At 73.4% G+C, this 252-nt stretch carries 1 pseudogene; it reads left to right on the plus strand.

The window, feature by feature from the left end:
• Positions 1-252, plus strand: a pseudogene (locus KVS67_RS12415) (NAD(+)/NADH kinase); the annotation flags it as partial.

Consider the following 252-nt stretch of genomic DNA (forward strand, 5'->3'; position numbering starts at 1 on the left):
CGGCTCGGTGCTGCGGGCGGCCGACTTCGTCCGCGGCCACAACGTGCCGCTGCTGGCGGTGTACCTGGGCCACGTCGGCTTCCTCGCCGAGTCCGAGCGCACCGACCTGCACCGCACCGTCCAGGCGATCGCCTCGGGGTCCTACGTGGTGATCGAGCGCATGGCCCTGGACGTCGTCGTGCACGTGGAGGGCCGCGGGGTGGCCCGCACGAGGGCCCTCAACGTGGCCTCCGTGGAGAAGTCCCACCGCGC

Source organism: Micrococcus sp. GbtcB5, from assembly GCF_019091605.1.
Taxonomy (GTDB): Bacteria; Actinomycetota; Actinomycetes; order Actinomycetales; family Micrococcaceae; genus Micrococcus; species Micrococcus luteus.